Genomic DNA, 25,231 nt, shown 5'->3' with positions numbered 1-25,231 from the left:
CTGGTGGAAAAGGGCGCTCCCTTCCGGCGCACCTCCTTCGGCCGGGAGTGGCGGCGCGCCCGGACTGTCGCCGGCCTCCCGGACGGCTTCCGCTTCTACGGCCTTCGTCACACCGGCCACACGCTCTCGACCCGTTCAGGCGCGCGGTCCTGCGGGTCGGATCACACCGCTGTTGACCGTGGCTGTCCGCTCTTACGGGCTTACGGGCTTACGGGCACGGATTGGGTACGGCTTCGAAGAACGGCGGATCGAGCGTGTGCACGAACGAGTGTGGCGCCTGGCTCTGTTGGTTCGTCGGTCCGGCTCGGGGAGCCTTCGCGAGTGCACTGGGCTCCGACGCATTACGCCCCTGCGCTCCGGGATCGACTGTCGTGCCTCCCTCGGAACTGCCTGCCCGGCTTTGGCGCCGTCACCGTTGAGTGTCTGTGTGCCGGGGAACGGGGAGGCTCAGGCCGCGACGGGAAGCGGAGCGGAGGAGGTAAAGGGGTGGCGGAGTGTGGTCTATTTCAACAACCCCTGCCCCGGTAGCCTCACCTGTGGCCAGTAGCGCACCATCCCCCCACCCCCCAGGTATGCGTGCCGGCGTGGACGACACCCGCCTGTTTCTGCCCCTGGCAGCCGGGTGACTCTCCCCCCGTTCGCCGCCTCTAGGAGGATCACGGTGAAAGTTCGCACCAGAAGCTCGGCGGTCATCGGCGCCCTCTGCCTCGTCGCTTCCCTCGCTTTGACCACGGCGTCTGCTGACGAGATCAGCTCCCCACGCCAGGCAGCAAAGGTCGTGCTCAAGAAAGTGGCAACGGCCCGGAATCCATCCGCTGGCACCGCCGGTCCCGGTGGCACGGTCTGGATAGCCGAACGCGCGGGCAAGGTAAGGGTCTTGGGCGACGAAGGGCTCGGCGACCCCGTCATCGACATATCCGGCGAGACCACCACCAACGGCGAACGTGGCCTGCTGGGCATCGCGTTCGACAAGGAGTTCGCGCACTTCTACATCTCGTTCACGAACCTCCAAGGCACCAGCACCGTGGACGAGTTCGCGGTGCGGGACGGCAAGATCCAGCCGGGCACCCGGCGCACCGTCCTCACCCAGCCACAGCCCTACGCGAACCACAACGGCGGCGACATCGCGTTCGGCCCCGACGGCTACCTCTACGTCGCGCTCGGCGACGGAGGCTCGGCCGGCGACCCGCACGGCAACGGGCAGAACCTCGGCACGCTGCTCGGCAAGCTGCTGCGGATCGACCCGAGCGGCGGCAAGCCCTACGCGATCCCGCCGGGCAACCCGTTCGTGGACGACCCGAACGCGAAGGACGAGATCTGGGCGTACGGGTTGCGCAACCCGTGGCGGTTCTCCTTCGACGCGGGTACGGGCGATCTGCTGATCGGGGACGTCGGCCAGAGTGCCTGGGAGGAGATCGACCGGGCCCCGGCGACCAGCAAGGGTGGCGAGAACTACGGCTGGTCCCAGATGGAGGGCAACCATCCCTTCCGGGGCGGCACGGAGCCCGCGAACCACGTACCGCCGATTTACGAGTACGACCGCAGCGGGCCTGGCTGCTCGGTGACCGGCGGATACGTCTACCGAGGCGAGGCGATCCCGGACCTCAAGGGCCAGTACGTGTTCAGCGACTACTGCGACGGCACCGTCCGTGCTCTGCGGATGGAGAACGGCGAGGTGACCGGCGTGAGCAACCTCGGAGTCGACGGCGGCCGGGTCGTCTCGTTCGTGCAGGGAGGCAATGGCGAGCTGTACGTACTCGACCTGCGCGGCAGCGTCTCCCGCATCGACCCGGCGGAACGACCGACGGATGAAGAAGCCGCCGAGTAGCCGGAATCACCCAGGTCGGCTGGATCACCTCCGGGATCGCCGAGACTGGCGCGTCGAGCAGCATTCCCGTCCTCGCGGGTGCCGGTCTCGCGGTCACGGCGGTCGGTGCCGCCGCGGTCTACTGCGCGCACAGGCGCCTCACGAGCGAGGAGAGGTGACGATCAGTCAGTGACCCCACTCGAGCAGAGCAGGCCGCCCGCAGTGCCGCGGGCGACCTGCTCTGCTTGGCTACGGACGGCCGGAGTGCAGCCCCCCAGCCACCCCGGGGCCCGTGCCCCGCGAACTCACAGACGCGAAGCGTCAGTTGCTGACGGAGGTGGACGGCGCCACCGGCCGGGTCGTCCTGAACAGACGGGCCGCTGAGGTGACGCGGTCCACGCCTTCGCGAGGTCTCTCAGCCGGCGGTACGAGGATGCGACTCGGTTTCCCCGCCGTCATCTGTCAGCGCGATCATCCCCTTCGCCAAGGCCGCCTCTGTCGGCGCCCGCACCGACGGCGGCGATGGCCGGCGCCGACGGGATAAGTCCTCGGCCCGACGAAGACGACGAAATGCGCCCCCATCGAAGAGATGAGGGCGCATTCGTCAGCTTCGCCTACTTGAGTGGTGTACCACCCGACTTGTGATAAGCGATCGTCTTGCGGATCAGGTTTCCGCCGTCGGTCTCGGGCGTCGTCTGCTCCGTCCACCCCGCCCCGAACAGCAGGCCGGCGATGTGGGCGTTCGCCACCTGGTCCATGTGGGCGAAGAACCAGTCCACCTTGTCGTCCTTGTAGTGGTCGGGCGTGTTGTTCTGCGCCATGTTGCCCACGGGGATCTGCCACAGGACCACCGGCTTGCCCACGGACTCGGCCATCGTCTTCCAGAACTTCAGCGACGCGGCGGCCTTCTGGTCGGTCCAGTAGGTGTCACGGCTGCCGTGGGCCGGCAGCGCGTACCAGCCCGCGTCGCGGTCCGACACATCGGTGACCAGGAAGTCGGCGTTCTTCGCCCCGAGGTCCGCGTAGTCCTTGACGCACTTCTGGAGGTCGGTCTCCCAGTCGAAGCAGGAAAGGTGCAGCCCCACGGTGGCGTTCGGCGCGTACTTGCGCGTCATCTGAATCAGGCACTGGGCGAGTCCGGCGGCGCTGTTCTCCTGCGATCCGCAGTCCGTCGGGTTGGCGCCCGAGACCTGTGCGGGAACCTGGTGCAGATTGCCGAGCGTCCGGGCGAAGCCCCAGAAGTCAGGCTCAAGGTCGATCGCGTCGTGCGACTTGCCGATCTTCTGGAGGAAGAAACGATAGTCGTTCAGGTACCGGGTGAGCAGGTCACGCCGGTTGATGGCCTTGACCTCGCCCGGACCGTCGCCCTCGCCTGCCGCATCCCCGAGGTCGCGCAACGAGTACCAGGTCCAGAGCATCTTCTGCGGACGCGGGCTGCCCTTGTACGTCGCTTGGGCCGCCACGCTGTCCCGCCAGGTCACGTAAGTGCCGGGCGCCGTGGTGCTGCCGTTCCAGCAACCCCACCAGCCGGACCACGCGTCCTTGCAGCGCGCTGCCGTGTAGTAGTCCGACGAGGGTGCGGGCTGGCTGTGCACATAGGCGTATCGCACGTCGAACGGCGCGGCGTTCGCCGAGGCGTCAGTCATCGAGCCGCCGATGAGCACCGTGTCACTGCCCATGAAACGCTTCGTCGACGTGCCGTTGGTGGCGGCCGGAGACGCCGGCGGCGACGCCGGGCTCGGAGCCTGGCTCGCCGGAGTGCTGGCGCTGGGCGTGGGCGTGCTGCCGGAGTTCCCCGGGTTCTCGGTGCCGCTGACGCTACCGGCCGCGACGAGCTTCCACTGCTGGTTGGCGCGGCCCCGGTCGCGCTTCTGGACGATGTCGCCCCCGTTGGCCTTGGTGGCGTTCTCGACACCCACAACCATGCCACTGAAGCGATTGACCAGACGCACGTAGCCGTCCGAGGACTTGGCCAGTTTGAACTGCTGGTTGGTGCCGTTCAGGTCCTTCCACTGCACGATGGCGGAGCCGGCGGCCTTCGACCAGCCGAAGTCGTCCAGCACCTTGCCGGAGTTGCGGTTCTCCAGCCGGTAGTACCCGTCACCCGATTCGATGAACCGCCACTGCTGGTTGGCCCCCCCTTTACGGCTCCACTGCTCCACTTTCGCGCCGTCCTTCGTGGCCACGGCACGGTTGTCCAGCACCTTGCCGCTGTTGCGGTTGACCAGGACGTACCACTTCTTCAGATTCAGGGTTTCCTGCTCCGCCGAAGCCTGGTTGACCACGACAGCCGAGCCGGCCACGACCACCGTGGCGAGACCCGCCCAGAGACCCCGCCGCGCGAGCAACCGACGGCCACGATGCTTCGGGCGATCACCGCGCGCGCCGCCGTCGGCGCGGTGGCCGCCGACGCGGGACGCCACCGGTGACGTGGGTGGGCCTGGGACATGTCTGTGCTCTCGTTCCAGGGACATGCCTGTGCTCTCGCTTTCAGCCGTTGCATCTGACCGGACCGCTTGGCCGGACAGCGCTTAGTGGTCCGAGAGGCCGAAAAGGTTGCCGCGAAGATCCACAGATTTTTTCGCCTTGACCGCTCCCCGTTCGCTGCGCAGCACGGCAGGCCTGACGCCGGCGGTGGCGAACGCCTGATGCTGGTCGGGGAAGGTGGGGGACAGCAGCGCGATCCCGGCCCGGCAAGGCCGCTCCGAGCGCCTCGCCGACCTTGCGGCAGCCACCGGTAGCACCCACTGTCCGTGCGGCACCGGTGGTCTGTTGCCTCGACGCCGGCCCCTTCGACGCCCACGGCATTCCCGCGCTGCCCTTCCCCACGCCTGGGGATGACCCACTCTGGCAGTGGGCCCGCCGATCCAGCTCTGGCAGTGGGCCCGCCGATCCAGCAGCCTGTGGGCCCTGAGCAAGATCGGGCCCGATGCGCTTGCGGACCACCTGGCCGCCCCACGAGAAGCCCACCGTCCTGGACCCCACCCGTGACGGTCGCCCACCCCGCGTACCGCCGGAGACCGGGCGAGCTGCGCGAGATGGGCGGGCTGCGCGAGATGGGCGGGCTGGTCGGCTCGTACGAGCCTCACTCACCGGCCCAGGGCCGACAGTGGTGCTGATCGATACCGCTGGGAGGGACTGGTCTTTGCAGACCGCCTGGAAACGCGACCGCTGATCACCCCCACACAGCAAAAAGGCCCGGGTCTCTGACCTGGGCCTTGATCATGGAGCACCGGCCGAACCGGGCCGCGCCATCCCGGCCCGCGTCCCCGTCAACGGCGACATCAGGACAGTCCTGGAGCAACTGCTCACCGCCCTGCCCGAGGACACACACGCCTCCCCGGGCCGCACGGAGCGCCTCCTCCAGGACATCACCGCCCTCGACGCCGCCGTCGACCGCATGGCACTCGACGACAGGGCCCCGATCCATCCCGCCCGCGTCATCCGCACCGCCCGCTCCGTCTTCCCCCGCGACACTGTCCTCGGCGTCGACGTCGGCGCCCTCGCCCAGCACATCGGCGGCGCGTTCCCCTTCTTCCGCGTCTACCGACCGCGCTCCGTCATCACTTCGTCCAGCTTCTACGGCATGGGGTTCGCGGCCGCAGCCCTGCCCGCCGCCCGCCTGGTCCACCCGCGGCGGCCCGCCCTGTGCTTCGTCGGCGACGGCTCCTTCCAAATGGTCATGAACATCGTGCCGATGGCCGCCCAGTACGGACTCGCAGTCACCTGGTGCGTGCTCAACGACGACGCCCTCGGCTCCATCCGGGACCTCCAGGAACACACCTACGGCAACCGCATCCAGGACACCGAGTTCCCCTTCCGGCCCGACTTCGCCCGCCTGGCCGAGGCCTGCGGCGCGTACGGCGAACGCGTCGACGACCCGGCCGCCGTGCCTGACGCCCTGAAGCGCGCCCTCGCGGAGAACGCGGCCGGCCGCCCCGCCGTCCTGGACTTCGCCGTCGCGCGCACCCGGCTCGCGCAGACCAGGGAGCACTACTTCACGACCCACCCGCAGGACGACTGATCGGCGCCCGCTTCGGGCCCTCCGAAGCGGGCGCCGACCCAGGGCTCCTTGTCAGCCGGCGTCGGGGATCCAGCTGCCGTGGAAGCCGAGGGGGACCCGGGCCGGCAGGTGAACGGTGGCCACGGGATCCCCTGTGATGTCCTGGGCGGACAGGATGACCAGGTCCGTGGCGGAGCGCTCGGGGTTGTGCGCGAACGCCAGCACGTGACCGTCGTCCTCGGCCACGCCGCCTGCCGCCTGCACGAAGACCGGCTCGCCGAGGGCCTGCCCCCGGCCGAATGTGCGGATCTCCTGGGTGCCGCGGTGCAGGTCGTGTTTGATGATCCGGTTGGAGAACGCGTCGTCACCGAGTTGGTCGAGTTCACGGATGCCGGCGAAGGACTCCATCAGATCGGTGGTGGCCGCCGTGTAGCCGTAGCGGTACGGCAGCGAGATCAGCCGGTCGTTGATCCGGGGGAACTCCTGCGGCCGGTCGTCGAGGCGCTGCACGGCGGCCTTCCCCGCGGCCGGGTCGAGGGTGTAGCGGTCCAGGGCGGGCGTGCCGTGGCCTTCGATGGAGCTGGTGGCGTTGGACATCATCCTCGGGTGGGTGACCACGTCCAGAACCACGCGCTCCCCGTCGTCGTAGGCGTTCAGCGTGTGGAAGATCCATACGGGATCCACCTCGACCCACCGCACGTCGGCCGCGGTTCCCGCCCGCGGCATCACCCCTATGCGGGGCTGGTGCGCGTCGTTCCACTCGTAGGGAACCGGTGCGCCGCGCAGGGCGGCCTCGCGGCTGAAGGTGACCGGCAGGTCGTAGACGAGGACGTGGTTCTGGGTCAGGGCGAAGTCGTGCATCATCGCGCCTGACGGCACGGAGATGTTCTCGGAGCGGGTGACCCGGCCCTCGGGGCCGACCACGTGGTAGGTGACGTAGGGCAGGCCCGCCATGTAGGCCACGGCGTGGAGTTCACCGGTGGCGCGTTCGAGCTTGGGGTGGGCGGTGAATCCCCCGGGCAGGGTGCCCTCGAAGTCACAGGTCGACAGGGTGGAGAGGTCATCGCCGAGTTCGTAGGGCAGGGTGCCGCCCTCGACCAGGGCCAGCGTCCTGCCCGCGTGGCCGATGACGTGGGTGTTGGCGGCCACCTCCACGCCCCCGTAGACCGTGGCCTTGCGCGGTGGTTCGCCGAGCATGCGGTTGACCGCGCTCTGGCGCACCCAGCGGTTGCGGTACCACTCCGCCCGGCCGTCGCGCAGGCGCACGCCGTGCACCATGCCGTCACCGAGGAACAGGTGGTAGCGGGCGTCGTCGACGGCGATCGGGTTCGGGCCGTTGCGCAGATAGCGGCCGTTCAGTTCGGCCGGGATGGTGCCGGTGACCGGGAGGTCGAATGCCGTGACCTCTTCGCGTACGGCGGTGAAATCGCCGCGCAGAAAACGGTTGGGGCCGGCTGCGGGATCGCTCATGAAGGTGACTCCTTGGCGTGTTCCGGTGGACCCCGAGGGCGGTAACACCGTTACCCCTCGGGTGTGATCGGTCGGTTCTGGACACCGGGTCAGGACACGGGCAGACGCCTGAGAACTCCGTCCGGGTCGTACCGGCGCATGGCGGCGGTCAGCCGCGGCCACTGCGGGCCGAAATGGGCGGACCAGTCCTCGGCGGTGCGGGCGACGGCGCCGACCGGGTCGGAGGTTCCGCCCAGGGCGCGGGCCCGCTCGGATCGGGTGCGGTTGGCGGTGGCCGTCCGCCGGGCCCAGTCCGGATCGTCTTCGGGGCCGCAGGGGAAGAACGCGACCATGAACACCACCGGTTCCCCCTCGGGCACCCGGAACAGGGGAGTGGTCAACCGCTCGGTGGAGATGGGGTACACCTCGATCGTGCCCATGGCGCCCATGTCGCTCGGCGGGACTTCCGCCGTGAGTCGTTCGATGTACTCGGTGACGGCTCCCGGGGACAGGAAGACGGCGAACCAGGGGTGCGCGTGCGGTGTGTCGGTGGTGACGCACGGGAAGGTGTCTTCCGCGCCCAAGCGGTAGAGGAACTTCCGGTAGGTCGTGTCGGTGATCCGCACGGTCTCGCGAGGACGGTTCAGGAGGGCCAGCAGGGCCTCGTCGTCGGGGCGTCGGCGTGCGGGGTCGTACTGGACCGCCGCGTCGACGGCGTACAGCCAGCCGTCGGGACCCGGCGGGATCCATCCCTCCAGATGGTCGAAGGCCCCGGTGCGCAGGAGCCGCCCCTGCTCGGTGACGAGGTCGTCCGCCGAGTCGAACGCCGTCTGGTACAGGCGGACCCGCTGCGGGGCGGGAATCAGCCGCAGGGTGACCTTGGTGACGACCCCGACCTGGCCGAGGCCGCCCAGCACCGCGTGGAACAGCTCGGGCTCACGGTCGCGGGAACAGATGAGCGTCCGGCCGTCCCCGGTGACCACTTCGAGCTCCAGCACCTGGTCGGTCTGCGCGCCGTGGCGGTGCGAGGCACTGCCGAGGCCGGCGAACGAAAGGGTGCCGCCCACGGAGACACTCAGGAAGTCGGTGAGCACAGCGGGAGTCAGGCCGTGTTCCAGGGTCGCGTCCACCACGGCGGACCAGGTGGCGCCCGCGTCCACGGTGACCCGGTCCTCGCCCACTTCGTGGACGGTCGACAGGGCGGACATGTCGATCACGATGCCGTCGGCGACGAGGGTCCGGCCGTGCACCGACCGGCCGCGGCCGCGCACGGCGACGGGCAGGGAGAGGGAGGCGGCGAGCCGGAGCGCCTCGGCCACGTCCGCAGCGCCGCTAGGGCGTACCACGGCATACGGCGGCTGCGTCGGGGCGACCCTTCCGAAGTCGTCGGCCGCCGCGACGGTGGACTCCTTGTCCGTCAGCAAGGTCAGGCGGGGTTCTTCCGGCATGGCCGGGTTCCTTTCTGCAGCAGCAGACGGTAACAGCGTTACCGCCTGCCTGTGGACAGGGGCGGGAGCCGGGCGGCAAGGCCGCCGTCAGAAAACGTGGTCGGTCAAGTGCGCCTCGATCACCGTGTCGAGCAGGGCGGCATGCTGCCTCTCCGCGGCCTCGTGGGTCAGGTAGCCCGTGAGTTCGAGGCTGACCACCCCGTGCTGGGTGGCCCACAGCATGTGGGCCACCTGTTCCGGGTCGCTGTCCGCGGAGAACCGCCCGGACGTCACGCAGGCGGTCACGGCCCGGACCAGGATCTCGAAGACGGCACGACTGTGTCCCCTGGCTTCCTCGCTCGGCACGAACCCGGGGATGGTCTGTTCGAACATCACCCGGTAGTAGTCGGGTACGGCGAGCGCGTTCTGCCGGTAGGCCACTCCCAGCGCGCGGAGGTGGGCGACCGGGTCGTCCTGAGCCGGAATGCGCAGCAGTCGCTGCCGGAACCGTTCGAAGCCGTCCGTGAACAACGCCTCCGCCAGGCCGTCCTTGCCGCCGAACATCGTGTACACGACCTTGGTGGTACAGCCCACGTCGCCGGCGATACGCCGCAGCGTCAGCGCCCCCGGTCCCTCCTCGACCAGGAGACGCCTGGCCGCCTCGAGGAACGCCCTGCGCAACGCGCCCTGCCCGCTGCGCAGGGCGCGCTGATATGCCGTCACCTCTACGGCCATGCTGGTCCTCCGTCGCTGGTAACACTGTTATCAGTGTGCGACGGTGTTACCGCCGCCGTCAAGGGAGCCGGTGACGAACCGGACGCCGGCGGCCCGGCCGCTCGGTGGACTGCGAGGGCTCGCCTGAGCCGGGTGAGCCACGGCCGGTCGACCAGGTGCCCTGTGGTGCCGGGCACCGTCTCAGCCCCAGGCGCCCATCCCGCAGCCCTGCCCCGACTCCTGAGGCTCCATCAACCCGGCCACACCACCTGAACGACGCCGCCCTGGGACAGGGCCCCTCGTGAAAGCGCGAGGCTAGAACATCCCGTTGTCATTCGCGGACGTGGCCGGCACATCCTGAAGCACATCCCAGTGCTCCACGATCTTCCCGCCCCGCACCCGGAAGAGATCCACAACCGCCTGCCCTCGCTCCCCCGGCGCGTTCACGTAGTGGCTGTGCACCGCGACCAGGTCACCCTCGGCGATCACCCGCTTCGGGGTGACCTTCAGCTGCGGGAACGCCTTGAAGTACGCGCCCAGCCCCGACTTCGCGCCCTCCACACCATCCGCGATGTTCGGGTTGTGCTGGTGGTACTCGGAGCCCCAGTACCGGTCGAGGGCAGACAGGTCCTTGCGCACGATCAGCTGGTCGAAGGCCTGCGTGACGAGCCGCTCGTTGCGCGCGGTCAGCCACGGTGCCCCCGGCTCCTCCGTCTGCGGCCAACTCACCGTGGAGAACATGTCATTCCCGTTGGCGGACTCCGGTACGTCCTGCCCCACGTCCCAGTGCTCGGCGATCTTCCCGCCCTGGAAGCGGAAGATGTCGAAGACGGCCTGACCGCGCGTGCCCGGTGTCAGCACCACGTTCGAGTGCACCAGCACCAGGTCGCCCTCGGAGATGACCCGCTTGATGCCGTACTCGGCGTCCGGGAACTGCTGATGGACGGCCTTGCCGAGGTTCTTCAGCGTCTCGGCGCCATCGGGCGCGAGCGGGTTGTGCTGGATGTAGTCCGGGCGGACGTAACGGTCGACGACCTCCGTGTCGCCCTGCTCGAACACGCCCTTGAGGACGCGGGCGGCGACGTACTTCTGATAGGCGAGGCGCGCCTGGTCGCCGTACCCGGCGTGGTGCGCGGCGGCGCCCGGCGTGGCCGCGATGGCGGGGGTGGCGGCGACGGGGACGGCGAGGGCCGCCGCGGCGAACGCGGCGACGAGGGTCCTGCGGGCGGGCGTGGTGGGGGTCACAGTGCTCTCTTTCCAGGAATCTTGAAAGTTCAAGTAGATACTCACCAAAGGAAAGCACTAACTAGTAGTTAGCGTCAAGGTCGAGGCCCAAGGGGTGAGTTACTTGTCTGGAGCGCGCTCCGCGCGACTGGCGTGCACGCCGTGAGTACCAGCGGCTCGGACGCACGGCACTCAAGGCCGGCCCGGCTCATCCTCGGCGCGCGGCGGCCGCCGCCCCTGCGCAGGAGCGGCGGCCTTGGGCACGGTGGTCGGGTTGATCACCAGGCGACTGTCTCCGGAGAGGACCCTGGGCCAGGGAAGCGCCCGCGACACCAACCGCCCGCTCGCCTCCCTTGGCATTGCATGATCAACCCGGCCATACCAGTTGACGACGCCGCCCTGATGGCAGTGCCAGGAGACTCGCTGCGTTGAGGAAGGCAACGTGAGGGCCCCGGCCAAGGCGGAGCTTTCGACGAGTGAACCTCAACGAGGCTCACTCGGCGGCCATCGGGTAAAGCCGTTGCGAAGTCGCTTTTGCTAAAGCGACTTCGCGCTTGCCCCACCGTCAAGTGGTGCAGGCCACGCCGAATGCGTCTCGCCGGCCGAGACAGCTTGGGGTTGTTGCTGCCGAAGTGGCGCTTTGGGATTCCCGAGTGGCCTCAGGAAGGGGATTTAAGGGCACGCGAAGGGCATGTCATCCTCAAATTGGTCTAGACAACAAGCAAACCCCAGGCTGCTGACCTGGGGCTTCATTGTGGAGCGGGTGACGAGAATCGAACTCGCGCTCTCAGCTTGGGAAGCTGATGTTCTACCATTAAACTACACCCGCGTAAGACACCGGTCGGTGCCGGTGTCGGAACGCTTCGTTACTTTACCTCATGTCGGGCTCCGCGTGTTGATGGCGTGGGGCCCGGGTCTGTTTCCGGGGTAGGGATGGGGCTGCGGGGCGCGGGAGTTGGGGCGTACGGTGGGGGCGCGGCAGAGGGTCCGTGTGGGCCTCCGCTGGATCGGAGTGCCGCCTGGAGGGTCGTCCTATTGATCCCGTAATGTGGCTTTCGTCGTCAGGCCGACGGGAGGTCGGCCATCAGACGCGGCTTTTGGGGAAGGGACTCTTGGACTTGATGGAGCGCACCGTCGTCCGTTGTGCCGATGGGCACGTGTTCAGCACCGCTTCGTTCCCGATGCAGCAGGCCGAGCGCCTCGGTCCCGGCCGGCTCATCCGCTGTCCTCGCTGCGCCCGGCTGCGCAGCGTTGTGCCGGTCGCCTTGCAGAAGCGGTAAGCGGCAGGAGGAGTAGCAGGAGTGCGGCAGTGGCATCGCGGGCAGTACGGGTGCGGCGCCGACTCCAGTGATCGTGAGACGCGCGGTTCCCCGCCCGAATGCGGAGGGTCCGCGCGTCTTGCGTATCCTCGGGGCGTGCTTCTCTCAGACAAGGACATCCGGGCCGAGATCGACGCGGGACGGGTGCGGATCGATCCGTACGACGAATCCATGGTGCAGCCGTCGAGCATCGACGTGCGGCTCGATCGCTTCTTCCGGGTGTTCGAGAATCACCGGTACCCCCACATCGACCCGTCCATCGAGCAGGCGGACCTCACCCGGCTCGTGGAGCCCGAGGGCGACGAGCCGTTCATCCTGCATCCCGGGGAGTTCGTCCTCGCCAGTACGTACGAGGTCATCACGTTGCCCGATGATCTCGCCTCGCGGCTCGAGGGGAAGAGCTCGCTCGGGCGGCTCGGTCTCGTCACGCACTCCACCGCCGGGTTCATCGACCCCGGGTTCTCCGGGCACGTGACGCTGGAGCTGTCGAATCTCGCGACGCTCCCGATCAAGCTGTGGCCCGGTATGAAGATCGGGCAGCTGTGCATGTTCCGGCTCAGCTCGCCTGCCGAGTCCCCGTACGGGAGTGAACGGTACGGGTCGCGGTACCAGGGGCAGCGGGGCCCGACCGCCTCCCGGTCCTTCCTCAACTTCCACCGGACACAGGTGTGAGCGTGTCCCAGGTCCGGGAGAACCTCACGTACGAGGCGTTCGGCGCCGCCGTGCGCGAACTCGCGCAGACCATCGCCGACGACGGGTACGAGCCCGACATCATCCTCTCCATAGCCCGTGGCGGTGTCTTCGTCGCCGGCGGCCTCGCTTACGCCCTCGACTGCAAGAACATCCACCTGGTCAACGTGGAGTTCTACACCGGCGTCGGCACCACGCTCGATATGCCCGTCATGCTCGCGCCCGTGCCCAACGCGATCGACTTCTCCGACAAGAAGGTCCTGATCACGGACGACGTCGCCGACACCGGCAAGACGCTCAAGCTCGTCCACGACTTCTGCCTCGACGCCGTGGCCGAGGTCCGGTCCGCCGTGATCTATGAGAAGTCGCAGTCCCTCGTGAAGTGCGAGTACGTGTGGAAGCGGACGGATGAGTGGATCAACTTCCCGTGGAGTGTTCTGCCTCCGGTGCACAAGTCCGGAGCGGCGCCCAAGGAGAACAGGGAAGCGCTCTGACCTGCGGCTGCCCCGCCCGGTTTCCCCGTGTGAGCCCTCGGAGATCATCCGGGGGCTCTTGTGCGTCTGGGTTGCCTTCTGATGTGCAGCTCTACAGAGACCTGTCATGTGGCTCTACAGAGACCTGTCACTGAGGGCCATACGGGCTGGCTGAGGGGGCCGACAGCCGTTCATCGAGTCCAGGTGCGAGACACAAGGTGGGCGGCTGCTCCGGGTCGTGCCGGCGGGTCATCCTCTGCGCAGTGGCGTCGGGGTGCAGGGCGTCCGCCTTGCGCCGAGGGACGTGCGGGCTCACCGTCGGCATCCGCGCCGGACCCGAACCGCGACGACGCCTGTTCAAGTCCGCCCCGTCCGCACGTTCATGATTGGTCGTGGTGCGTGAGGCGGCCGCCGGTGAGCTTCCAGTAGCGGCGGTGGTCGCTGAAGCGCCAGGTGTCGGGGGCGGCGAGTGCCCGGTCGAGACACTCGCCCAGCTCGGGCAGGGCGTACGTCCGCAGGGCGGTCCGTGTGCCGGCGCGGTCGGCCGCGGGCACGGCTAGGACGGAGATGCGGAAGACGGCCGCCTCGGGATGGACTCCGCGTCCGCAGTTGAACGGTTGCTCCGCGGTCCACTTGATCCCGAGGACGTATCCCTCGTCGCTGTGCCGGTGAGGAATTCGACGTCGCCGACGTGCGCCATCCGGTCGCCGAGCGCTTGGCTGACGTCCGTGGCCGACAAGGGCCAGGAGCGAGTGCGAGGGAGTCGACGGCTCCGGGAGGCCACGAGGGAGAGGACGCCATGTCGGGCGGCCCCGGCGGCCGGATCCGGCCCAGGGTGGTTCAGTCCGACTCCTCCGCCATGTCGGAGCCCTCACCACCGGTCGTGACGGTCTCGAAGCCGTCCTTCCACTCGTCGGCGTCCACGGTGAACGGTTCGATGTAAAAGCACCGGGGCTCGTCACGGAACCCCGGAAGCGGACGCGCCCGGACGATGCGTTCCTGGGCCTTTTCGCGGCTCGAGTAGACACCCAGGAGTTTGACGTCGTCGCCCTCCTCCTCGTCGGCCCAGAAGTCGTCGGCCGCGGCGAAGTGCTGGACCTCCGATCCGTCGGCCGGCTCGGCATGCCTGACGTGCCACAGCAGATAAGCCCGGCTCGGTCCGTGCATCGTGATCACCTCGTGTCTCACATGGGAGCCGCGGCCCGTTCGGTGTTTGTACGTCGGCGCGGGCCGCGGCTTCTCGTTTTCCCTGGGCCCTCAGGTCCTGCTCAGTTGTGGGACAGGTTCGCCTTCCCGGATTCGCGGGCCTCCCGCCACAGGGTGCGGACCTTGTGATGGCCCACTTCTTGTCCTTCCACCAGATCAGGCCGATGACCGCGACCAGCGCGACCACCGCGCCGACACCGAGCACGGTGAGCACCGTGCCGGCGCTGACGCCGAGGCCGCCATGCCGACCAGGGTGACCGCCGTCGTCCTGCCGTCGAGGTCGATCAGGTGTATGGGGTCGCCGCAGACGTACTCGTCACTGTTGCGGCTGCCGCCCGTGACGGGGTCGACGGACGACGACGGGTGCCTTGCTCACGTCCGGCGGGGGCTGGAGCGCCACATGCCGTGGATGGTCGTGAACTCCGGTTCCTTGTCACCGGTCTTGCCGGTGATCGCGGCCAGGGTGCCGGAGGGGGACCGCACGCTGCGGCTGACGGCTCCGCTCGCGGTGTCCCCGACGATTCGGCGGAGATTGTCGCTGTCGTCGCCGTGGTGGCTGACCGCGGAGGCGGTCTCCGCCCGGGCCGGCATGCCTGGCCCGGAGGCCGTACCCCGCCGATGCCGGTCCGCGCCCCGTCTCTCGCGACGCGTGTGATCACGACGGGCGGCCGGAGCCGGGCCTACCGGACTTCGTCGGTCCCGCTCGGCGCGGCAGAGAACCTGCCTCGTCCGTCCGCCGAGTGGGAATCTCTGACCGGCCGGGCCCACCGGATGTGTGCTCACTGTTCGTCGTGGTGGGTGAGACGGCCGTCGGCGAGCGTCCACCGGGCCTACCGGACTTCGTCGGTTCCGCTCGGCGCGGCAGAGAACCTGCCTCGTCCGTCCGCCGAGTGGAATCTCTGACCGGCCGGGCCCACCGGATGTGTGCTCACTGTTCGTCGTGGTGAGTGAGACGGCCGCCGGCGAGCGTCCAGGACCGACGGTGGTCACTGGAGCGCCAGGTCTCAGGGGCGTCGAGCGCCTGGTTGATCCACTCGCCCAGTTGGGGCAGTGCGTGCGTCCGCAAGGCAGTCCGCGTGTCGGCGCGATCAGCCACAGGCACGGACAGGACATCGATGCGGAAACCGGCTGCTTCGGGATGAATTCCGCGTCCGTAGTTGAAGGGTTGGGTCGCGGTCCACTCAATCCCGAGGACGTTTCCCTCTTCGCCGTGCCCGGTGAGGAACCTGATGTCGCCGACGTGCGCCATTCGATCGCCGAGTGCTTCGCTGATATCCGTGAGAGTCAAGGGCCAGGAGCGATTTCGAGGCAGTCGACGATTCCGTGAAGTCATGAAGGGAAGTATGCCATGGTGCGATCGGCCCCGGAGAGTGCATTTCGAGGACGTGACGGTCACCGAAAAGCCAAAAGGCAGCCGGGGTGAACCGGCTGCCTTCCGGGTCCTACGCTACTTCCTGGTCAAATGTTTCTTGATCTTCTTCCATTCGTGGCCGTTTCGGCGCTCCTTGGGGGTTGGATTACGCCCGTAGTGCTCGCGGAATATTCGATCCACCGCTTCGTCGATCGATTCTCCGGCCCGCTTTCCCTTTCCTCTGGCCCAGGAGGGAATGTCACTGGCGGTTTCTTTCCCTGACTTCTTGGATGCTTTCGCCCAGAGGATCTTGATCTTGTTGATGGCCCACTTCTTGCCCTTCCACCAGATCAGGCCGATGATCGCGACCACCGCGCCCACACCGATCACGGTGAGCACCGTGCCGGCGCTGACGCCGAGGCCGGCCATGCCGACCAGGGCGACCGCCGTCATCCTGCCGTCGAGGTCGACCAGGTTGACCGGGTCGCCGCAGACGTACTCGTAGCTGTTGCAGCTGCCGCCCAGGACGGGGTCGACGGACAGGAAGCGGCCGGTCGTGGGGTTGTAGAGGCGAGCCCCCATGAGGAGGAGACCGGTCGGGGTCTCGGCGGAGCGCTGCTTCGCGCCGAGCCAGCCGTAGCGGTCGGCGCCGCCGCCCTCACGGGCGTTGCCGTACTCGTCCGTGTCGATGGCGACCGGTGCCCGGCTCACGTCCAGCGGGAGCTGGAGCGCCACGTCGCCGTGGACGGTCGTGAACTGCAGCTCCGTGTCACCGGTCTTGCCGGTGATCGCGGCCAGGTCGCCGGAGACGGACGCCACGTTGCGGCTGACGGCTCCGCTCGCGGTGTCCTCGACGAGCCAGCGCGGGTTGTCGCTGTCGTCGCCGTAGTGGTTGACCTTGGACCCGGTCTGGGTCCAGGCGGAGCCACTGCCGGTCTCGGTCTTGAAGGAGCGGAAGCGCATGGCCGCGTCGAGCTGCCAGGTCTGCCGCTTGCCTCCCGCGGTCTGCCGGTAGGCGAGGTCGTTGGCGTAGTAGTCGACGGTGCCGCCCGGCAGGGCGGTGGTGCGGCCGAACGCGTCGTAGGAGTAGCCGGAGTCGACGAGCCGGTCCGCGCTGTCGTAGGCGTGGGTGGTGGTGGTGCCTCCCGAGGTGGGGCAGGCGCCCGAGACCTCGCCCGTGGCGGTGGTCAGACCGGTGCGGTTCGACCGCTTGTCGAAGGCGTACGTGCGCTTGGTGCACACCTCGCCGACGGTGTCCTCGACCGTGGTCAGACGCCCGGCCTTGTCGTAGCCGTAGCGCTGGTCGGACCAGCCGGAGTGGCTGGTGGTCCGTCCCTGGGCGGAACGGGTCACCACGTCGGTGTAGACGGTGGTGCCGTCGCTGTCGCGGGTGTAGGCCCTGGACGTCGGGGCGCCGGTGGCGTCCTCGGTGACGTTCAGGGTGTAACCGCCGGGCAGCTTCTCGGAGGTGACGGACCCGTCCGCGTCGTACGTGGCGGAGAAGTCACCCGCGACGGAGTCGCTGGCCTTGGTGACCAGTCCGCGCGGCTCGGCGCCGTGGTCGTAGGTGTAGGTGACGGTCGACGGGACCGAGTCGCTGACCTTGACCGCGCGGTCGAGCGCGTCGTAGGCGGTGGTGGTCCGGCCCCCGTCGGCGTCGGTGTACGACATGAGGCGGCCGAGCTTGTCGTACGCCTTGGTGATGGTGCCCGCCGTCGGAGAGGTGATCTTGGTGATCGCCCCCGTCGCCGGGTCGTACTCCATGGTGGACTCCGGGACCGCCTGGCCGAGGCCGCCGGTCACCGTGGTCTTCAGCGGGCGGCCCGCGTCGTCGTACGACCGGGTGGTCGTGCGTGACTGGCCGTTCGCGGTGTCGGTGACCTTGGTCGGCTGCCCGAAGTAGCCGTACTCCACGGTGGAGTCGGTCACCTCGTCGGGCCGGCTGCCGCCACCGGTGATCTTTCCGGCGGGGCCGCTCCAGCAGACCTGGTCGGCCCACTCGGGGCGGCCCTTGCAGAAGCCGGTGCCGTCGGCCGCCCAGTACTCGGTGACCCGGGTGGCGGCGTCGTCGCCCGTGCCGCCGGGCGGCACGAGGTCGGTGATCCGGCCCTGTGCGTCGTAGGCGGCGGTGGTCGTCAGGTTCAGGCCGCCGGAGTCCTGGATGACCAGCTTCGGCAGGCCCTTGGCCCAGTCGTACTGGGTCTCGGTGACCCGCTTCTCACCCATGACCGAGTAGTAGTCGCGGACCCGGGCGCCGACGATCTTGAGCGTGACCTGGTCCTTGACCTTGGCCGTACCGTCGGTGGGCCGTCCCTCGTCGTACTCGTTGACCGTCCAGGTGCGGGCGGGCACGGAGGTGTCGGCCTTGACCAGGACGGTGGTCCCGTCCTTGAGGTCCGCGGTCAGATCCATCCGGTGGAGCGGACCGAACTCCTCCAGTTCCCGGGTGCCGGCCTCGTTGAACAGCGAGGTCGTCGACAGCAGGTGGGCGCGCTCGGCCGAGGGCCGGGAGATGATGCCCAGACCCGTCAGGGTGTCCTTCTGCGCGTCCGTCGTGCCGAGCGCCAGCGCCCGGTTGGCCGCGCTCAGTTCACGGACGGTGTTGCCGAACCGGTCGTACTCGACGGTGCTGATGTGCTTGCCGGGCTCCGCCGTGTTCACGGTACGGCCCGAGGCGTCGAGGTAGTGCACCTCGGCGCGGGTGTAGCCGCCGCCGGTCAGGTCCGCGCCGTCGTGGGACGCGGGCACGGAGTCGGCGGGGAAGACGGCGGTGGCGTCGCTCGGGGCGTCGAGCTGCCCCCACTTCGCGACATCGCCGCCGCCCATGGCGTGCGGTGCCTTGGTGCCGGTCAGCGGGACGCCGTAGACGACGCTGGTGACCGCCTCGCCGTCGGTGGTGTCCGCCGAGCCCTGCTTCAGGGTCGGACGCGAGACGCTGAGCAGCATCCCGGCGCCGGGCGCGGTGCCACCGCCGGCGTTGCCGTAGTCGAAGGTGTACGGCAGCACGCCCGACGGCTGGTACCAGGTGACCCGGCCCTCGTCGTAGGCGTACTGGATCTCGGCCTGCTGACCGATCCGCGGGTCCCAGTACTGGCGCAGCCGGCCGGCGGAGTCGTACCGGTAGGAGGCGACGGCCGTCGAGGTCGCGGCGGCGGCGCCGGGGGCGGTGGCCCACAGCTTGATCTGCTTGACCTGACCGGTGAAGTCACCGAAGTCGGCGTCCGTCCCGGTGCCGGTCGCCGTCGTGGCGGTGGCGTAGACGAACTCCAGCACCCGGCAGCCCTTGGTGGCCGGATCGGCCTCGCACGCGGCGGCCGTGACGGCCGAGGTGGGGGCGATGATCCGCTTGGGACGGGACAGCGTCCTGCCACCCGACGTCACGGTCTCGGAGACCACCTTGGTGGTGGTGTTGGTCAGACCGTCGATCAGGGCGGTGGAGACCTGCCACGTGGTGGCCGCCGAGCCCGCCTTGGCGAACGTGGTCACCGAGCCCTCGGTGTCCGACAGCGTGAACGAGCCGGTGACACTTCCCTTGAGGGTGAGCGCCTCGGCACCGGGCTCGGGCACCCAGCCGGTCTTCGCCGCGTTGGCGGTGAAGTGCACCGCGTCGCCCTCGGACAGCACCACGTCGACGGCGGTGTCGGAGACCCTGCGGATGTGGCTGTACTCGGAGGTGGTCTCGTCGGCGACGGTGCCGGCGACCCACTCCTTGCCGAAGATCGCGGCCTGCCCCTCCTGCTTCGCGCCCTCGTCGGGATCGCGCGAGGAAGCGGTCCGCGTCATCTCCATGCCGAAGAACGACGCATCGGTCTCCGTCAGCGTGTAGTCACCGGTGAGCAGGTTCAGCGAACCGGGACCGACCTCGGTGCTTGCCGCGCCGTCGGCGTCCCGGTCCACGACCACGGTCAGCGGCTCGGTGCTGCTGGCGGCGGAGTTCGGGCCGGTGAAGTCGGCCTTGATCTGGACCGTGCCGTCAGGGTCGACGGTGCCGGTGGCGTTCCAGACCAGCGCCGCGTTCCTGCCGTTCGTGAGCCCGACCGGCCAGGCGGTCAGCGCCGTGCCGCCGGAGGTGACGTCCCCGACGGGGATCTTCGTCCAGGAGTCGGCCTCGGAGCGGCGCCACGAGAAGGAGACCTTGTCGTACTTGCCGCCCTCGGCCTCGGCGACCAGCGGCAGCCGGCGCGCGGTGCGCTCGCCGTCGGCCGGCTGGAGGAAGCCGCCGGAACCGGCGTGGAAGGTGTACTCCTTCGCCTCGGACTTGTTGTCCGCCTTGTCGACGGACCGCACCTGGAGGGTGTGGGTGCCGTTCCTGGGCGGGGTCACGGATATCGCCTTGGCCGCGCCGGCGCCGCCGGTGGCGACCCTGGTCCAGGTCACGCCGTCCAGCGACCACTCCAGCCAGTTGTGGTCGGCCGAGGGCGGGGTCACGGTGAACGTGCCGGCCTGCCCGGCGCCCTTGACCCACTCGTCGGCCGGGTAGTCCGTGGATGCGATCCGCGTCGGGGCGGACGGGGCCGAGGTGTCGACGGTGAACGTCTTCCACGCCGACCAGCCGGTGTTGTAGTGCTTCCCGTCGTAGGGGTTGGTGCGGAACTTGTACGTCTTGCCGTTGCTCAGCACCCCGGACGGGACGGTCACCGACGCCGCGGACCCGGAGGCCACGTACTTGGAGACGATCACCTCGCCGACCTGGGCGTCGGTGGCGTTGTCGAAGATCTGGAAGGTGCCGTTGACCTTGTCACCGTCGGCGTCGACGAAGGTGTCGCGCAGCGTCGGCGTGGTGGTGTTCACGACGTAGGCGCCGCCGTAGGAGAAGAACGGCGGACCGGCCTCCTGCTTGGTGCCCGTCTTCGGCCGGAAGTTGTAGTTCAGCACGAGCTTCGGCGGATTGGCCGCCGCGTTCGCGGAGTTGACCCGCTTCCACTGCGCCATGGCCGACTCGTTCGTCGCGCGCAGACCCATGTGCCCGCGGGTGGCCTTGGCCGAGGCCCACTCCTGCGCCAGTGTGCTCACGTCGGCGTTGATCCAGCCGTCCGGCTGGGAGGTGCACGAGGCGTTGCCGCGGGTCTCGGTGGAGGTGGCCTTCTTCGCCGTCATCGAGGGGCGGTTCGACCACCGGGAGGAGGTCGACGCGGCCCCGGCGGACCACACCTCCCACGACTGCGCCGCGCAGTCCGGATGGTTGCCCGAGTGGAAGTTCCACAGGCTCAGCTTCGCGCTGGTGACCAGGGCGTCGGCGATGGGGGAGGTGTTCCAGCTGATGAAGGACTGCGCCGTGCGGGGCGTCCCGTCGGCGTTGGTGGTGCCCGGGTTGCCGAAGTCCAGCTCGGTGTCGGACGACCAGTCGACCGTCTCGCCCTGCTGCACATAGGTGTCGAAGACGTTCGACAGCGAGGACGTCGACGGGTCCACCGTCACGGGGTACCGGGTCTCGGGGTCGGCGAGGAACTCGGGGTCGGGAGTGACCACCAGGTCGACGCCCGAGTCCTTCCCGTCCCTCTCGACCACCTTCATCGACACGGGCACCCGGCGGGTGTGCTCGCCGGAGCGCTTGTCGACGGTGGAGTCCCACATCACCGGCGCGGGCATGACGGCCCGCTTCTTGTTCTTCTCGTCGGTGAACCGCAGGCCACCGTTCTTCAGCTGCTCGACCTTCAGACCGTCGGTCTCCAGCGGCAGCGTGTAGGAGAACCCGCCGGTGGCCGGCTTCTCCTTGATCTCGACGTACTGCTCGAAGCCGGTACGGGTCGCCTCGACGACGACGTCGGCGCCCGGCACGGCGTTGACGTACTCCGCCCGTGTCCCGTGCAGCTTCGGCTCCGGCAGTCCGCCCTTCCAGCGCAGCGTGATCTGCTCGTCGCCCTCGCCCAGCGTCACCAGGTCGACGGCCTTCGACCGCTGCGCGGCCTCCAGCGACTTCGCGGGCGTACCGGTCCGGCCCGCCAGGCGCAGCCCGCGCGGGTGCGCCACCGGCTCCACGCCGTCACCGGACTCGCGCAGCTCCACGTCGACGTCGACCCAGGTGCCGTCGCGTTCGAAGCGCACCGGTCCGGCCGACATCTCCGTGGTGAGGCTGCCGTCCTTGTTCACCCAGGTCGTGGAGGTCTCGGTGCGCTCCGACAGCGCCTCCACCCGCTTGCCCGACAGCCGCGCCGCGACCTTCGCGGACGCGATGTCCGCGGCGGTGGTCGCCGCCTCGGGCTTGGCGGGCTTCTGCTGCGGCACGGCCGCGGCCGGTCCCTGCAGCAGGGTCACGGACACGGCGGCGGCGAGGCCACCCGCCGTCCAGCGCAGATATCTGCTGCGCTCATGCCAAACAGTCCTTCTCCGGAAAGGAGAGGACGAATCCCCCTGTGGTCTCAACGTCCACCCGTATTCGGTTCTGAGCCGCCAAATGTAAGGCTGCTGTAAAGAATGTGGTCGATGTGAAACCTAGCTGCCGCCGGAAGAGACAAAGAGGCTTGATCATCACAAAGAGTGTGCGGGGTTCCCCTATTGCTTCTTGTGACATGGGCCACATGCAACGAGGTTGCGGGTAGGGGGAGTTGTGCAGTCGGCGCCGTGAAGGCCGCAGGGGGCGGCCCCGTGCACGGCGGCAAGCGCCAGGACCGCCGTGGGGGGATGTGGTCAAAGAAGCGGTGCCCGGCCGCGGCGTCGACGCAGCGGCTGCTGGGCTCCTGGGAAGCTTCGCGGTGTGACATGGGCGCGGGTGGACGACGGGCAGGAGGGCGCGGCGGCCGGCCTCCTGCCGCAGGAACAGCACCGTGCTGCGGTCGGTGGAGGGTGGGTGCCCGGGAGGAACCCCGGGCACCCACGGCACCACCAGCCCTGCGGCCGAATTGCCTCTACGCCGTCACTCCCTGTCCGCCGCCATGATGCCGACGCATTCTTCGAGCGCGGCGTGCAACGGAGTTACGAAGGCGGCGAGTTCGGCGTCCGACGCCTTCCCCGCCTCCAGCACTGCGCCGACGACCGTCACCAGGACGGCGGCGGCCTTCAGGGCGTGGGCGCCGGCCAGCTCCTCAAGACGGCCGCCCGGGCGTGTGACCGCCAGGGCCTCCTTGCCGGCGGCCGGGTCGAGGCCGAGGTTGCGCAGACGCGACGTACTCGTGCTCATGCGGCGGCCTCCCGCGGAACGTAGTCCTGGCCCAGTGTCGCCAGGACCGCCGCCCTGCGCCGCTCACGCTGAAGACGCCGCCGGTCACGTTCGTCCCGCTCACGCTCCCACTCGACGACGTACGGCCGGACCAGGGGCATGCCGTCGGCGGTGATGGGGTCCGACGGGTACGGACACATGATCACGGACGAGGGTTCCCGAGTGGGTGGACAGGAGATAGGGGGCAGTGGCGGCGGCGCTGCGGAGCGGTGGGCACCACGGGCGGGTAGGAAAAGGGTCAGAATCGCGGCCAGTAGGCTGCGCATAGGTCGACTCCCAAGCAGTCGGCTGAGGCCCCGGTAGGGAAGTAGCCGCTTCCCGTCGGGGCCGCTCTGTGTTGCGAACTACAGTAGCGTGGATAACCGCAGATAACCACGGATGCGCGGAATGCCGTGGTCACCCACGCTGATGTCATGGAGCTTGACCGCACACGCCCCCTGTGGCGGCAGATCGCAGCGGAGATCATCCGGCGCATCAAGAACGGCACGTATCCGCCGGGAAGCCGCGTGCCCTCCACGCTGGAAATCGCCCAGGAGTTCGGCGTAGTCAATGCGACAGCGGCGAAGGCGATGCGGCATGTACGGGAGCAGGGGTGGACGCGGGGCGAGGTCGGGCTGGGGACTTTCGTCGCCGACCCCCTGCCGCCCTCCCCCGAAGCTCCCGCCCCCTCCGCCTAGCCAACCTCGGTCGCGTTCAGTTGCCCGGTGTGCCTTTCGTCGACCACTCGTGGGTGAGGCGGGTTGGTCTGTGCCAGTCCGGGGGCGAATTCCGGGGGAGCGTCGGTGTGGTCGGAGAGGGGTGATCAGTCCCTGACGGGCGGCTCCCACAGCCCCAGCCGCTGGAGCCGGCGCTGTCTGGCGCGTTCGCACAGGGCCGTCAGCCCGAAGATGAGGCCGAACCCCAATCCGCCGCCCACGAGCGGCAGGACATCATCGACCGTATCCACACTGTCGTAATTCGCGACTCCCAGGAGCACGGTCGCCGGCGCTGTCGTCCACACGCCCACGGCGACGGGTCGTCGGGCGGCGAGCTGCTGCGTGCGGGTAGGCCGCTCCAGCCCGCCAAGGGCCCGGTCCAGGCCCCAGAACGCACGCGTGCAGCTTCTCCGAGCCTGCCTGACCAGCCGCCGGACGGTCGTCATGCCGGTGATCGTAGCGAGGCGTACCCGCACCCGGAACACTTCGAACGGGGGCGTGATCGCCTCAAGTGAGTGAGGGGCTCCCGGCCGACCGGCCGGGAGCCCCTCACTCGTGTTCGTTCGACGCCGGGTGCCTCTAGAACGTGCCCAGCTTGATCAGGGACAGGATCGCCACCAGCTGGATCGCCGACGCGCCCAGTGCCTTCGGCCACGGGAGGTCGTGGGACTTGGAGACCATCAGGGTCATCAGGGCGCCCGCGGCGACCCAGGTGATCCAGCCGAGGATCTGGACGAAGGGCGCGTCGCCGCCCGCGAACATCGCCACGACCAGGCGGGGCGCGTCCGTGAGCGCCATGATCAGCATGGAGAGGCCGACCGTCGGCTGCCAGGCGCCGTCGCCGCCGAGCTGGCGGGCGAGGGTGTGGGTGACCACGCCCAGGATGAAGGTGCTCAGCACCATGGTCACGGCGGTGACGAGGACGATCGGCACGGCGTTCGACAGCGTCGCGTTGATCGCGTCCTCGCGGGCCGTGTCGAAGCCGAACACGGCGAGCAGGCCGTAGACGAACATCACGGTGAGGGCCGGGCCCCACACCGCGTAGTCGCGCATCACCAGGAACGTCTGGTTCGGGCTGGTGACGATGCCCCTGAGGAGGGCCTTCCAGGGCAGGCGGGGGCCGACCGGGGCCGCGGGGACGTTCCCGGCGCGGTAGGTGTCGCTCTGCTGGTAGGGGTCCTCGCCCACGGCGAACATCTGGGTGTGGCCCGGGTTGTTGGCCGCGTACGGGTCCGCGCCGCCGTGCCGGCCGCCGTCGTCGCCGAAGTACTCCGGCTCGCCGTGGTGCCCCTGATGGCCCTGGGGCCCGTAGGTGCCGGGTCGGCCGCCGTGCGTCTGGGGCCAGCCCTGGTTGCCGCCCCGGCCGCCGCCGTACGGCGGTCCTGAGGGCGTCTGGGGATAGCCGTACGACGGGCCGCCGGCCTGCGGGGCCTGCTGTCCGTGCGGGGGGTGTTGCGGTCGCGCTTGAGGAGCGCCGTTGTCCCGGCCGCGTCCGATCCTGAATCCAGCCACGTCATCGAACGTACCTGGTCCCGGCGAGCGGTGTGCGGGACCGGGGGTCACCGGCCCGCCTTTGCGGCCGAGCTGTGACATCCCCTAAGAAGTCCTAACGAAATGATCTCCGAGGTGGTTGGATCACTCCGGGACCGATGATCCGGGGGTGCGAGGTGGCGCGGCCGAAGCCGTGGGAAGTCGACGACGAGCTGTGGGCGGTGAT

The 25,231-nt window shown here is 69.2% G+C and carries 21 protein-coding genes, 1 tRNA gene and 1 pseudogene; 8 read left to right on the top strand and 15 right to left on the bottom strand.

All coding sequences use genetic code 11. The annotated features are described in order from the left end of the window. Window positions 1-6: 6 nt before the first annotated feature. From ACZ43N_RS10395 to ACZ43N_RS10385, 3 genes and pseudogenes are all read left to right on the top strand, one after another. Window positions 7-144 (top strand): annotated as a pseudogene (locus ACZ43N_RS10395) (tyrosine-type recombinase/integrase); the annotation flags it as partial. A gap of 517 nt (window positions 145-661) precedes the next feature. Beyond that, window positions 662-1,828 carry a PQQ-dependent sugar dehydrogenase gene (locus tag ACZ43N_RS10390; protein WP_468096511.1) on the top strand — a complete coding sequence of 389 codons (1,167 nt, stop codon included), beginning with the start codon at window positions 662-664 and terminating at the stop codon, window positions 1,826-1,828. A gap of 5 nt (window positions 1,829-1,833) precedes the next feature. Next, window positions 1,834-1,986 carry an LAETG motif-containing sortase-dependent surface protein gene (locus ACZ43N_RS10385; protein WP_468097063.1) on the top strand — a complete coding sequence of 51 codons (153 nt, stop codon included), beginning with the start codon at window positions 1,834-1,836 and terminating at the stop codon, window positions 1,984-1,986. Between the two features lie 435 nt (window positions 1,987-2,421). Here ACZ43N_RS10385 and ACZ43N_RS10380 read toward each other — a convergent pair whose 3' ends face one another. Next, on the bottom strand, window positions 2,422-4,230 hold the full coding sequence (locus tag ACZ43N_RS10380) for an RICIN domain-containing protein (protein WP_468096509.1): 1,809 nt from the start codon (window positions 4,228-4,230) through the stop codon (window positions 2,422-2,424). A gap of 564 nt (window positions 4,231-4,794) precedes the next feature. On the opposite strand from ACZ43N_RS10380, the gene ACZ43N_RS10375 reads away from it, so the two are divergent. Further along, a complete protein-coding gene (locus tag ACZ43N_RS10375) occupies window positions 4,795-4,926 on the top strand; it encodes a hypothetical protein (protein ID WP_468096507.1) in 132 nt (43 codons plus the stop codon). 281 nt (window positions 4,927-5,207) lie between these two features. Next, on the top strand, window positions 5,208-5,831 hold the full coding sequence (locus tag ACZ43N_RS10370) for a thiamine pyrophosphate-dependent enzyme (RefSeq protein WP_468096505.1): 624 nt from the start codon (window positions 5,208-5,210) through the stop codon (window positions 5,829-5,831). A 51-nt stretch (window positions 5,832-5,882) separates the two neighbouring features. On the opposite strand, the gene ACZ43N_RS10365 is transcribed toward ACZ43N_RS10370, so the two are convergent. The 5 genes from ACZ43N_RS10365 to ACZ43N_RS10345 all read right to left on the bottom strand — a co-directional run bounded on the left by ACZ43N_RS10365 (window position 5,883) and on the right by ACZ43N_RS10345 (window position 11,453). Next, window positions 5,883-7,280: a carotenoid oxygenase family protein gene (locus tag ACZ43N_RS10365; RefSeq protein WP_468096503.1), complete on the bottom strand. Its 1,398-nt coding sequence runs from the start codon at window positions 7,278-7,280 to the stop codon at window positions 5,883-5,885. Between the two features lie 89 nt (window positions 7,281-7,369). Continuing rightward, on the bottom strand, window positions 7,370-8,707 hold the full coding sequence (locus ACZ43N_RS10360; protein ID WP_468096502.1) for an FAD-binding protein: 1,338 nt from the start codon (window positions 8,705-8,707) through the stop codon (window positions 7,370-7,372). A gap of 87 nt (window positions 8,708-8,794) precedes the next feature. Continuing rightward, on the bottom strand, window positions 8,795-9,421 hold the full coding sequence (locus ACZ43N_RS10355) for a TetR/AcrR family transcriptional regulator (RefSeq protein WP_264933411.1): 627 nt from the start codon (window positions 9,419-9,421) through the stop codon (window positions 8,795-8,797). Between the two features lie 294 nt (window positions 9,422-9,715). Continuing rightward, window positions 9,716-10,645, bottom strand: coding sequence for a nuclear transport factor 2 family protein (locus ACZ43N_RS10350; RefSeq protein ID WP_468096500.1), 930 nt, complete (start codon window positions 10,643-10,645; stop codon window positions 9,716-9,718). A 734-nt stretch (window positions 10,646-11,379) separates the two neighbouring features. After that, window positions 11,380-11,453, bottom strand: a tRNA-Gly gene (locus ACZ43N_RS10345). A gap of 586 nt (window positions 11,454-12,039) precedes the next feature. On the opposite strand from ACZ43N_RS10345, the gene dcd reads away from it, so the two are divergent. Together dcd and ACZ43N_RS10335 are read left to right on the top strand one after the other, a co-directional pair. Beyond that, window positions 12,040-12,615 carry a dCTP deaminase gene (gene dcd / locus ACZ43N_RS10340; RefSeq protein WP_055717030.1) on the top strand — a complete coding sequence of 192 codons (576 nt, stop codon included), beginning with the start codon at window positions 12,040-12,042 and terminating at the stop codon, window positions 12,613-12,615. A 2-nt stretch (window positions 12,616-12,617) separates the two neighbouring features. Beyond that, window positions 12,618-13,127: a phosphoribosyltransferase gene (locus ACZ43N_RS10335; protein WP_468096498.1), complete on the top strand. Its 510-nt coding sequence runs from the start codon at window positions 12,618-12,620 to the stop codon at window positions 13,125-13,127. A gap of 359 nt (window positions 13,128-13,486) precedes the next feature. Here the strand turns inward: ACZ43N_RS10335 and ACZ43N_RS10330 are convergent, their stop codons facing one another. The 7 genes from ACZ43N_RS10330 to ACZ43N_RS10300 all read right to left on the bottom strand — a co-directional run bounded on the left by ACZ43N_RS10330 (window position 13,487) and on the right by ACZ43N_RS10300 (window position 22,959). Beyond that, entirely contained in the window at window positions 13,487-13,660 is a 174-nt protein-coding gene (locus tag ACZ43N_RS10330; protein WP_468096496.1) for a hypothetical protein, read from the bottom strand. Between the two features lie 286 nt (window positions 13,661-13,946). Continuing rightward, a complete protein-coding gene (locus tag ACZ43N_RS10325) occupies window positions 13,947-14,273 on the bottom strand; it encodes a DUF7336 domain-containing protein (RefSeq protein ID WP_468096494.1) in 327 nt (108 codons plus the stop codon). A gap of 411 nt (window positions 14,274-14,684) precedes the next feature. Then, entirely contained in the window at window positions 14,685-14,903 is a 219-nt protein-coding gene (locus tag ACZ43N_RS10320; protein WP_468096493.1) for a hypothetical protein, read from the bottom strand. A gap of 337 nt (window positions 14,904-15,240) precedes the next feature. Beyond that, window positions 15,241-15,645: a hypothetical protein gene (locus ACZ43N_RS10315; protein ID WP_468096492.1), complete on the bottom strand. Its 405-nt coding sequence runs from the start codon at window positions 15,643-15,645 to the stop codon at window positions 15,241-15,243. Window positions 15,646-15,759: 114 nt separating this feature from the next. Further along, window positions 15,760-21,924 (bottom strand): DNRLRE domain-containing protein, encoded by a 6,165-nt coding sequence (locus tag ACZ43N_RS10310; protein WP_468096490.1) that lies wholly within the window; start codon window positions 21,922-21,924, stop codon window positions 15,760-15,762. Between the two features lie 592 nt (window positions 21,925-22,516). Continuing rightward, window positions 22,517-22,780 (bottom strand): hypothetical protein, encoded by a 264-nt coding sequence (locus ACZ43N_RS10305; RefSeq protein ID WP_468096488.1) that lies wholly within the window; start codon window positions 22,778-22,780, stop codon window positions 22,517-22,519. After that, complete coding sequence (locus ACZ43N_RS10300; RefSeq protein ID WP_468097062.1) at window positions 22,777-22,959, bottom strand: hypothetical protein; 183 nt, start codon at window positions 22,957-22,959, stop codon at window positions 22,777-22,779. The genes ACZ43N_RS10305 and ACZ43N_RS10300 overlap by 4 nt, the downstream gene beginning before the upstream one ends. A 273-nt stretch (window positions 22,960-23,232) precedes the next feature. Here ACZ43N_RS10300 and ACZ43N_RS10295 point away from each other — a divergent pair, with 273 nt between their 5' ends. Then, window positions 23,233-23,496, top strand: coding sequence for a GntR family transcriptional regulator (locus ACZ43N_RS10295; RefSeq protein WP_468096486.1), 264 nt, complete (start codon window positions 23,233-23,235; stop codon window positions 23,494-23,496). A 125-nt stretch (window positions 23,497-23,621) separates the two neighbouring features. Here ACZ43N_RS10295 and ACZ43N_RS10290 read toward each other — a convergent pair whose 3' ends face one another. Together ACZ43N_RS10290 and ACZ43N_RS10285 are read right to left on the bottom strand one after the other, a co-directional pair. Continuing rightward, window positions 23,622-23,960: a hypothetical protein gene (locus ACZ43N_RS10290; protein WP_468096484.1), complete on the bottom strand. Its 339-nt coding sequence runs from the start codon at window positions 23,958-23,960 to the stop codon at window positions 23,622-23,624. 133 nt (window positions 23,961-24,093) lie between these two features. After that, entirely contained in the window at window positions 24,094-25,107 is a 1,014-nt protein-coding gene (locus ACZ43N_RS10285; RefSeq protein ID WP_468096482.1) for a Yip1 family protein, read from the bottom strand. Window positions 25,108-25,231 lie beyond the last annotated feature (124 nt).

Source organism: Streptomyces sp. NPDC030814, from assembly GCF_055572155.1.
Note: the sequence above shows the minus strand (reverse complement) of the source record. Positions and strands in the feature narration are given on the sequence as shown.

Excerpts from the sequence above, each read along its gene's own strand:
- ACZ43N_RS10315 (WP_468096492.1), bottom strand. The coding sequence starts at position 15,645 with ATGACTTCACGGAATCGTCGACTGCCTCGAAATCGCTCCTGGCCCTTG.
- ACZ43N_RS10290 (WP_468096484.1), bottom strand. The coding sequence starts at position 23,960 with ATGACGACCGTCCGGCGGCTGGTCAGGCAGGCTCGGAGAAGCTGCACG.
- ACZ43N_RS10320 (WP_468096493.1), bottom strand. The coding sequence starts at position 14,903 with ATGCCGGCCCGGGCGGAGACCGCCTCCGCGGTCAGCCACCACGGCGAC.
- ACZ43N_RS10365 (WP_468096503.1), bottom strand. The coding sequence starts at position 7,280 with ATGAGCGATCCCGCAGCCGGCCCCAACCGTTTTCTGCGCGGCGATTTC.
- ACZ43N_RS10285 (WP_468096482.1), bottom strand. The coding sequence starts at position 25,107 with ATGTCACAGCTCGGCCGCAAAGGCGGGCCGGTGACCCCCGGTCCCGCA.
- ACZ43N_RS10325 (WP_468096494.1), bottom strand. The coding sequence starts at position 14,273 with ATGCACGGACCGAGCCGGGCTTATCTGCTGTGGCACGTCAGGCATGCC.
- ACZ43N_RS10355 (WP_264933411.1), bottom strand. The coding sequence starts at position 9,421 with ATGGCCGTAGAGGTGACGGCATATCAGCGCGCCCTGCGCAGCGGGCAG.
- ACZ43N_RS10305 (WP_468096488.1), bottom strand. The coding sequence starts at position 22,780 with ATGAGCACGAGTACGTCGCGTCTGCGCAACCTCGGCCTCGACCCGGCC.
- ACZ43N_RS10300 (WP_468097062.1), bottom strand. The coding sequence starts at position 22,959 with ATGTGTCCGTACCCGTCGGACCCCATCACCGCCGACGGCATGCCCCTG.
- ACZ43N_RS10370 (WP_468096505.1), top strand. The coding sequence starts at position 5,208 with ATGGCACTCGACGACAGGGCCCCGATCCATCCCGCCCGCGTCATCCGC.
- ACZ43N_RS10295 (WP_468096486.1), top strand. The coding sequence starts at position 23,233 with ATGGAGCTTGACCGCACACGCCCCCTGTGGCGGCAGATCGCAGCGGAG.
- ACZ43N_RS10360 (WP_468096502.1), bottom strand. The coding sequence starts at position 8,707 with ATGCCGGAAGAACCCCGCCTGACCTTGCTGACGGACAAGGAGTCCACC.